Origin of the sequence: Alteromonas sp. 14N.309.X.WAT.G.H12 (genome assembly GCF_036697315.1) — a bacterium.
Taxonomy (GTDB): Bacteria; Pseudomonadota; Gammaproteobacteria; order Enterobacterales; family Alteromonadaceae; genus Alteromonas.
The window spans coordinates 1-8,620 of record NZ_JBAHZB010000098.1; the positions used below are offsets into that span (position 1 = coordinate 1).

At 45.1% G+C, this 8,620-nt stretch carries 9 protein-coding genes; 7 read left to right on the plus strand and 2 right to left on the minus strand.

Annotated elements, in window-relative coordinates:
• The 4 genes from rlmJ to V5298_RS16945 all read left to right on the plus strand — a co-directional run.
• The coding region (gene rlmJ / locus V5298_RS16930; protein WP_332932613.1) for a 23S rRNA (adenine(2030)-N(6))-methyltransferase RlmJ at positions 1 to 459 on the plus strand (459 nt) is incomplete at its 5' end.
• Positions 456 to 2,300, plus strand: coding sequence for a protein kinase domain-containing protein (locus tag V5298_RS16935; RefSeq protein ID WP_332932614.1), 1,845 nt, complete (start codon positions 456 to 458; stop codon positions 2,298 to 2,300). The genes rlmJ and V5298_RS16935, both read left to right, overlap by 4 nt.
• A gap of 1 nt (position 2,301) precedes the next feature.
• Complete coding sequence (locus tag V5298_RS16940) at positions 2,302 to 3,165, plus strand: acyl-CoA thioesterase II (protein WP_332932615.1); 864 nt, start codon at positions 2,302 to 2,304, stop codon at positions 3,163 to 3,165.
• Positions 3,166 to 3,579: 414 nt separating this feature from the next.
• Positions 3,580 to 4,701 (plus strand): alanine--glyoxylate aminotransferase family protein, encoded by a 1,122-nt coding sequence (locus tag V5298_RS16945; protein ID WP_332932616.1) that lies wholly within the window; start codon positions 3,580 to 3,582, stop codon positions 4,699 to 4,701.
• 40 nt (positions 4,702 to 4,741) lie between these two features.
• Here the strand turns inward: V5298_RS16945 and V5298_RS16950 are convergent, their stop codons facing one another.
• The gene (locus V5298_RS16950) at positions 4,742 to 5,467 is read right to left on the minus strand and encodes a DUF3307 domain-containing protein (protein WP_332932617.1); all 726 of its coding nucleotides are present in this window, start codon (positions 5,465 to 5,467) and stop codon (positions 4,742 to 4,744) included.
• 8 nt (positions 5,468 to 5,475) lie between these two features.
• Positions 5,476 to 6,096: a hypothetical protein gene (locus tag V5298_RS16955; protein ID WP_332932618.1), complete on the minus strand. Its 621-nt coding sequence runs from the start codon at positions 6,094 to 6,096 to the stop codon at positions 5,476 to 5,478.
• A 210-nt stretch (positions 6,097 to 6,306) separates the two neighbouring features.
• Between V5298_RS16955 and V5298_RS16960 the strand changes: the two genes are divergently transcribed.
• The 3 genes from V5298_RS16960 to V5298_RS16970 form a co-directional block, all read left to right on the plus strand.
• Positions 6,307 to 7,536: a nucleoside recognition domain-containing protein gene (locus V5298_RS16960; protein WP_332932619.1), complete on the plus strand. Its 1,230-nt coding sequence runs from the start codon at positions 6,307 to 6,309 to the stop codon at positions 7,534 to 7,536.
• A 79-nt stretch (positions 7,537 to 7,615) separates the two neighbouring features.
• Positions 7,616 to 8,308: an SIMPL domain-containing protein gene (locus V5298_RS16965; RefSeq protein ID WP_332932620.1), complete on the plus strand. Its 693-nt coding sequence runs from the start codon at positions 7,616 to 7,618 to the stop codon at positions 8,306 to 8,308.
• An 18-nt stretch (positions 8,309 to 8,326) separates the two neighbouring features.
• Positions 8,327 to 8,620 (plus strand): GAF domain-containing protein (locus tag V5298_RS16970; protein WP_416351195.1); only part of this gene is annotated, 294 nt, incomplete at its 3' end.

The window sequence follows — 8,620 nt, forward strand, 5'->3', positions numbered from 1 at the left end:
GGGAACGCCCATGTGCATCATCGCGATGGGCTAGAAGGATTAGTTGCTATGACACCGCCTAAGCCAAACCGCGGTGCCGTATTAATTGATCCTCCCTATGAACGATTTGATGAGTACAAAGAAATAGAAGGTGCCATTGATGACTTATTCAAGCGCTGGAAAAATGCCCAGGTGGTATTGTGGTACCCCTTGTTATCCCAAAGAGCTGGGGTGAAAGCCGGCGCCAGCGAAAGGTTGATTGATAACGTTAAGGCCGCCGCGAAATCGGCATTTATTGGCGAACTGCATGTGGCTGATCCCGCCGAGGATACAGGCATGTATGGCTCTGGTGTTCTTGTTCTCAACCCGCCATGGCAACTGGATAAATTGATGGAAGAAGCCCTTGACGAAGTTTGTCAGATTTTACCGGGACAGGCCCATTTTCGTGTGAGCTGGGTAAAGCGTGAGGAAAATGGGTGAGTTATCCAAAGCAGCTTAAGCATTTTTATATACCAGAGGATCAATCTGTCTATCTTCTGTCCCATAAAGATGCGCAAAAGTTGCGAGACTGGGTGCAGTTATGCACCCAGCAGCTAGTGAATTTGGGCTACAAGAATGTTTGCTTGATTGGCAAAGGGGCATTTGGTTTTGTGTTTGCCGGTATCGCCCCCAATGGCTCTGAGCAGGTGTTTAAGTTTTCCCGCATTAATTTGCCACGGCACGTACAAGAACGCTTAGAAGAAGAAGCGTATATGCTTGCTCAGGCAAATCATCCCTATGTGCCAAAGTTAATTGAATTTCAGCATATTGGTAAACAAGCCATTCTGGTGATGCAACGGGCCAAAGGCCAAGATCTTGAGCAGGTTAGCTTGCAAACCGGTCCGCTACCTCCGCGGATTATTGTCAAAATAGCCGTGCAGCTGGGCGCCATATTACTAGCGCTGCGTAACCACGAAGTAGGGGGGAATACCAAGCCCATCGTCCATGGTGATATTAAACCGTCTAATCTGGTGTGGGATGAACAACAAGAATGCGTGGGGTTAATTGATTGGGGATCGTCGGTTTTTGCCCAGGTAGATTGTCAACAACAGTTTATTGAAAACAATGTGATGGATCTCATGTCTGGCGATCTGCAACAAACTAATGCCCGTCTTGGCGATGTGTATTTTATCGGCGAAGAGCAGCTTAATGGTGCCTTATCCTCGCCGCGTTTTGATGAGCAGGGATTAGCGGGCACCTTGTATGCCTTAGCATCAGGCCAATCCAGTCGTTTTGGGCGAAAAGTGATTACCCCCTTATCATTAGGTTTACCTAAAATGTTAGCAAATGTGCTCGATTACATGCTAAGTGATGATCTAGTCAAACAACGACAGGGAGGGGATTATTTTTTTAATCATTTGTATGTGTTTAAAAACATGGTGTTTGGTGAGGATGAGCCCAATACAACCAAAGCATTGATCCCTTGTTGGCTGGCATTAGAGCCTAGAGATATTGAAACTGTGGTGTATAGCTCCAGAAAGTCGTTTTTACGGGAAAACGCGCCTACCGATGCCCAGTTAGATAAAATTGATGATGCCCAGTTCGACCGGTATTATAAGAACTATTTACAGGGCATGGGCGAAACCGAAAAAGGCTTTCTCGCCGCAGTTTCAAGATTGGGACGATATCCGGTGGTAGGTGGCATGATCATAAGATGGATGCCCGATGGGATTTATGTCGACTCCAGTTTAAATATTTATGATGAAGGGCTAAAGAGGGCATTTGAACATGCGGTCAATAACGTTATTGCCCTGGCAAGAGCCATTCATCGAAAGGGGGTTTTTAAATGTTGTTTGTTTAATGCCAAAGATACCCTGCATATTGAACGAGAAGATGAGCATCGCCCCTTTATACCCGATAAAAACTGTATGATCCCTTTTGATGTTTCGCCGAACCGGCAGGTATCAGACACATTGCGATCCCATTCTTATTTTGAAGATGGGGATGATCCCGATGAACAGTTAATACTTCCTCGTCGTATGATTGGGATCTTGCAACAACTGAACGAGATCCATCACACCGGATGTGTTATTTTTGAGGCTTTACCGACACATTTGAAAATCCATAGTTATTATACCTTGCTTGATGATACCCAATGTGCACATTTTAGGGCGTTGTTAGATGAACTCGTGACGGCGATCCCTGATATTACCGGTATCGGCTTGTCTGGATTTATGAAATTACCCTATAAAAATACCCGTTATTTCGAGCATCGGGCCCAATCACCCGAAAAATACTATCCTCGAAATCCGTATAACACTAAAACGAAGAGAACGACCTAAGATGACCGATGTAAAGCTTGCATCATTAATGACATTGGACACAGTGGATACTGGTATTTACCAGGGGCAGAGCTGGGATTTAGGATTCCGGGCGTTGTTTGGCGGTCAAGTGCTAGGACAGGCACTCGCTGCGGCCTATAAAACGGTGCTCGCCGGTAGGATAGTCCATTCCTTTCATTCCTATTTTTTGTTGCCTGGCGATGCTAGAAAACCGGTTATTTACGACGTAGAAGTCGTCCGTGATGGTAGAAGTTTTTGTACCCGTCGTGTCAAAGCGATTCAAGAAGGAAATACCATCTTTTTTATGACTGCGTCTTTCCAAGTTGTTGAGCCAGGCATGGAGCATCAGTTCGCGCAAATGCCCGATGTGATTCCTCCTGAAAGTGTCACCTCTGATATTGAATTTTATGAAGCGAATTACGATAAACTCGCCCGTCCCATGAGAGAGGCATTGAGCTACCACAAGCCCATTGATATTCGCACCATTGATGCCGTCAACCAATTTTCAGGCGTTAAGCGGGATCCCCAACGTTTTATATGGATGCGTGCCCGTGAAATGATGCCAAGTGAGAATGTTATCCTCAATCAAGCATCATTGGCCTACGCATCGGATTATCATTTTTTAAGCACTTCGCTCCAACCTCATGGCGTAGCGATAACAGATTCAAATTTGCGTATTGCCACCATTGATCATGCCATGTGGTTCCATAAACCGGTAGCCTTTAACGATTGGTTATTGTATGTGACAGACAGCCCCTTTAGCGGCAATGCCCGCGGGATTGTAAAAGGTCAAATATTTAATCAAAAAGGAGAGTTGGTGGCATCGACCATGCAAGAAGGACTAATGCGAAAAATCAGCAATTGATTTTTCAGTGAGGCAAAAAAAAATGCCCAGAACTTCCGTTCTGGGCCTAGGGGAATGGCTCATTGCTGAGCCGTGCGCTAACTTTCATAAGTCAGTATTAAAAACTCACTTAGATAATAACTATAGTTCAAAACCGTCTACTTAATAAACAAAATTTGAAAAAATTTTGTCTTTTCGCGTAAACCTTAACGTGATCATAGCATCAATTGTTAAAAATCAAAGAGGTATATCTGATCAGACCAGGTTCATTTTTGTGGTCTAATGCCAGTTCGTTGTCACTGATTACCTACTATTTGATGAATGAAAACTTGTCTTTACCATTCATGTTATTTATATCGGGAATGGGTAATTGTTCAATCAAGATGATAGTGTCACAATGGTTTTACATTTTGTTTGCAGTTAAAGGACATCTCAATGACAGCTAATTCTACATTTATTCCGCCTGAGCGTACGCTGATGGGGCCTGGTCCTTCCGATGTGGCACCTCGCGTCCTCAATGCTATGTCCCGCTCTACGCTGGGTCACCTTGATCCGCTTTTTATTGAATTAATGGATGAAACAAAATCCCTGTTACAGTATGCATTTCGTACCAAAAATGCCTTAACAATGCCGATTTCTGCACCTGGCTCGGCGGGGATGGAAGCCTGTTTCGTTAATTTGCTTGAACCCGGTGATAAAGCCATTGTGTGCATTAATGGTGTTTTTGGTCAGCGCATGGTGGAAAATGTCACACGCTGTGGCGCACAAGCCGTTGTGATTGAAGATACTTGGGGCCAGCAAACGGATCTAAACAAGGTCGAAGCGGCGTTAAAAGCGAATCCTGATGCAAAAGTACTGGCATTTGTTCACGCAGAAACCTCAACGGGTGTGCGTAATGATGCCAAGGCGCTGTGTGCATTAGCACAGCAATACGACTGCCTTAGCATTGTTGATGCGGTGACGTCTTTAGGCGGCATTGATGTTGACGTCGACGGTTGGGGAATTGATGCAATCTATTCAGGTTCGCAAAAATGCCTAAGTTGTGTCCCTGGGTTATCGCCTGTTTCCTTCAGTGATAAAGCCGTTGACGTTATTCAGCAGCGTAAACACCCTGTGCAAAGCTGGTTTTTAGATATGAACCTGATTGTTGGCTATTGGGGGCAGGGCGGTAAACGGGCTTACCACCATACAGCACCGGTAAACAGCATTTATGCGCTTCATGAATCTTTGGTGATGCTTAAAGAAGAAGGGCTTGAAAATGCCTGGGCTCGTCATCAGCAAGGCCATGAAAAACTGGCTCAGGGATTAGCGAAAATTGGCTTGTCTATGGCAGTGGACGAAAGTTACCGTTTACCCCAACTAAACGCCGTAAGCATTCCCGATGGTGTTGATGATGCCGAAGTACGTAGTCGTTTGCTAAACGATTTTAATTTGGAAATTGGGGCCGGATTAGGCGCACTCGCCGGTAAAGTATGGCGTATTGGTTTGATGGGCTATGCATGTAAAGATCGTAATATCGATCACTGCGTTGCCAGTCTTGCTAAAGTGTTACGTTAATTTATCAGGTTGCAGTAACCGGTAGCACAACCGGTTACTGTTAATGCCTTACTGCGACAACTACCCAACCGACAATCAGCGCAACCGCAAAACTCATCAGTGTCCCTAACATCATATATTCCGTTAAACGCATATCCCGCTGGCGTGACAAATCGCCTACCCGAAAAACGGTCTTTGTGGCGACTAAAAATCCAAGGCCGGTATATTCATCAACCAAAATAAATGACAACGCGAGTAAACGCTCCACATAACCGATCCATTTGCCGGCATTGCCCAGACTATCGCCGTCTGCGCCTTGTAGTTGTGAAGTATATTGTGCCAACAATTGGGCGATGACAATGCTGGCGGGTTTAAAAATAATCAGGTAGGCCACGATATATAACAAACTATCATCATTGATGTTGGTAAGGCATTGCTGTAGTACCTCCCATAAGGGTAAGGGAAGAAACGCCAAACTAACAAGAATAATGACCGCCACATGGGCCAGCTGATCCAGAGCAAAAGCCAGAGGACTGTATTTTCCTGCCTTGATCCAGTCGATTAAAAAGTGGCTGACGGTAATGACCGCCGCTGCCATTAAGCCGTTATCTAAGCCAACATCGGCTATGTACAAAACCACAACAGCCAAAACACAATGTACCCCTGCATGGAAATACAGGGCAGGAGATTTGAGCCCGTGCTGATGACGACACCTGATCCATTTGTCGGGCTGAAGGTAAAAATCACCAATAAAATGGGCGGCAAGAAGTAACAGGAAAATGGTCATAGGTGACTCTACTTTTTCATATGCTGGTTAATGTAACAAATAAAGGGTTTAAGTAAATCCGCACCGGCTGCACGCAGACGTTCACTGATATTTTGTCTTGTTGTGCCTTCACTATCGGCCAATACCTGATGAAGGGGAAAATCGAGACTGAGGTACTGGTATAGCAGTCTCCGTTGTCGCTTGCTTAGCCGATTAATAATATAGCTTAATTGCTGACACATGATCTCAACGCCTTGCTGGCGCTGTTCATTGGGCATGCTTAAAGTAAATTCACCACTTTTAGCCTCTTCTAGACGTCGACCAGAACGAATAAAAACATCCCCCGAGGATATGCCCGGCTTATTTTTAACGTAGGTGCCGTCGCCGTATGCGAGAGATTGTGTACAGTCCACCTGTAAATCATTTAGCTGACTATTTAGGAAAAGTTTAATTTGCAGTAAGTGAGCGACGGCATATTGGGGATCGGTGAAGACTATTTGATACCCATCACCACGATACAAGGCAAAATCACAGGGTGTTTTCCCACTGATGGTTGAAAGGTAGTCGCTAAACGCTGATATTGTGTACTTATAATCCTCAGCGGACAGCTTTGTCGAGTTAACCAGATCGCCGGTCAATACTGCTAGCATGTTCCTGTTCTCCTCGTTCACACACCTAAGCAAGGTTAAATGCTTGCAAATATAAAAGCAAGCTTAAAACCTTGCATTTAATTATGCAAGGTTTAAAACTTTCAGTAAATGTCTGTCATCCTATCTTGATCGTACCTTGTCAAAAAAGCCGTCGCGTGCAAATCATTTTCCGGTAAACTGCGGACACAAATTAAAAAAAAATTACGATATATGCTTCATAGAATTTGGTTATCTTTTATTGTTTGTGCATTTTTAGCCACGGTTTGGCAAGGATTTTTCGGTCATAATCCCGGCGGATTCCAAGCCGTGATGCAAGCGGTGACCAGTATGGCACAATTAAGTGTTGATATTGCCATCGGTCTGATTGGCGTATTAGCTTTTTGGTTAGGGATATTTGAAGTCGCGGAAAAAGCCGGGCTGATAGCCAAGTTCTCGCGGGTACTGGCTCCCTTTTTGTGCCGTATCATGCCCGATATTCCTCGCAACCATCCCGCCTTAGGCAGTATCACCATGAATATGTCTGCCAATGTACTGGGCTTGGACAATGCCGCCACCCCCTTTGGCATAAAAGCCATGCAGGATATGCAAACGCTGACGCCGAACAAAGATACCCTGACCAACAGTCAGATCCTGTTTCTCGTTATGAACACCTCATCGGTGACTTTATTTCCCATTGCGGTATTTTTATACCGGGCAGAGCAGGGCGCTGCTCAGCCTACGGATGTTTTTATTCCTATTCTGCTCGCCACCAGCGCCTCAACCCTTGCCGGTTTATTAATTACCTGTCTGGTACAAAAAGTAAACCTGTTCAACCGGGTTGTATTGTTGTATTTGGTGGGTATTTTTGGTTTGCTCGGCGCCGTCATTGTGTATTTTTCAAACCTGGCCGCTAAAGAACTGGCCTCCCAATCGGCCATTGTCGCGAACTTCCTGCTATTTACCTTTATTGTTGTAGTGCTGGTTGCCGGTTGGCGAAAACGCTTAAATACCTATGAACTCTTTATTGATGGTGCGAAAAAAGGGTTTGATGTGGCCGTGTCTCTTATCCCCTTCTTACTCGCCATGCTCATCGCCATCGGCATGTTAAGAGCAAGTGGTATTTTAGATATGGTGGTAAATGGCGTTGGCTATATGGTTACCTTTTTTGGGGGAGATCCCCGCTTTGTTGAAGGTCTGCCCACCGCCATTATGAAACCGTTAAGCGGAAGCGGTGCAAGGGCTTTAATGATTGAAACCATGCAGCATCACGGCGCTGACTCTTTTGCCGGTCGCCTAGCTTCTGTATTGCAAGGGTCCACAGAAACGACCTTTTATGTCCTTGCCGTCTATTTAGGGGCAGTGGGCATTAAGCATTCACGTTATGCCGTGGCTTGCTGTCTCGCTGCTGATCTTGCGGGTATCATTGCCGCAATACTCGTAAGCTATTGGTTTTTCGGTTAAACATTCATGCTTAATTCATCTGCTGTTCAGTTTGCCACTGCATAATGGAGCACCTCAACGCCGATGAAGGAAAACACCTATGCACGTTAAGTACCTAGTTCGTATAACCGCTATTTTGACCTTATTGATGGCTGCACCGGGGTTTGCACAAACAGACACCCCATCAATCGCCGTATCCGGAAAAGGCATTGTCAGCGTGGTGCCTGATGCGTACAGCCTGACCTTTGTGATGGAGCAAAAGGGCAGCACGGTTTCCCAACTTAACACCGATATGCAAGGAAAAATGCAAAAGGTGCTGGCATTTCTGTTAGAAAGTGGTATTGAAAAAACGCATATTCAAACCATGCAGGTAAATCTTAATCCCTATTATGAGTCCACGTCTGAAGGGCGCAAACAGGCGGGCTTTATCCTTAGTCGGCAAATAAAGATTACCGATAAAAATATTGAAAACTACGACAAAATCATTGATGGAGCATTAGCACTGGGCATCGATCGTATTCAAGGGTTCCAATTTATCGCCAGTGAACAAAGCGACGCCTATAAAAAAGCCTTGATAAATGCTGTAAAAGACGCAAAATTACGAGCCGAACTGTTAGCCAATGAACTGGGCGTTAAGGTTGGAAAAGTGATTGCCGTTTCTGTAGGTCACAGCAATACACCTATGCCGGTGATGCGAATGGAAATGGCAGCAAAGGCTGATACCTTTTCAACGGCGTTACCTGGCGAACAACAAATAGAAGCCCATGTGGATGTGCGCTTTACCATTGAGTGAAAAAATACTGAGGTAAAATTGAACAGTACTGAATATACTCGCCTTGTGGCACAAGCAAAAAGCTTAATGCAGGGCGAAAAAGACATCATTGCCAATATGGCAAATTTAAGTGCTTTGATATTTAACAACCTGGAAAATATCAATTGGGCGGGTTTTTACCTCTATAAAGAGGAGCAACTTGTCCTCGGTCCGTTTCAAGGGCAACCAGCCTGTATACGTATTCCCATGGGCCAAGGTGTTTGTGGCACCGCAGCCAGCGAGGGGCGTACTATGGTGGTTGATGACGTCCATGCCTTTGCCGGCCATATTGCC

What these genes read in the sequence shown, in the direction of transcription:
- V5298_RS16940 (WP_332932615.1), top strand. Translation starts at nt 2,302, where the DNA reads ATGACCGATGTAAAGCTTGCATCATTAATGACATTGGACACAGTGGAT.
- V5298_RS16945 (WP_332932616.1), top strand. Translation starts at nt 3,580, where the DNA reads ATGACAGCTAATTCTACATTTATTCCGCCTGAGCGTACGCTGATGGGG.
- V5298_RS16950 (WP_332932617.1), bottom strand. Translation starts at nt 5,467, where the DNA reads ATGACCATTTTCCTGTTACTTCTTGCCGCCCATTTTATTGGTGATTTT.
- V5298_RS16955 (WP_332932618.1), bottom strand. Translation starts at nt 6,096, where the DNA reads ATGCTAGCAGTATTGACCGGCGATCTGGTTAACTCGACAAAGCTGTCC.
- V5298_RS16960 (WP_332932619.1), top strand. Translation starts at nt 6,307, where the DNA reads ATGCTTCATAGAATTTGGTTATCTTTTATTGTTTGTGCATTTTTAGCC.
- V5298_RS16965 (WP_332932620.1), top strand. Translation starts at nt 7,616, where the DNA reads ATGCACGTTAAGTACCTAGTTCGTATAACCGCTATTTTGACCTTATTG.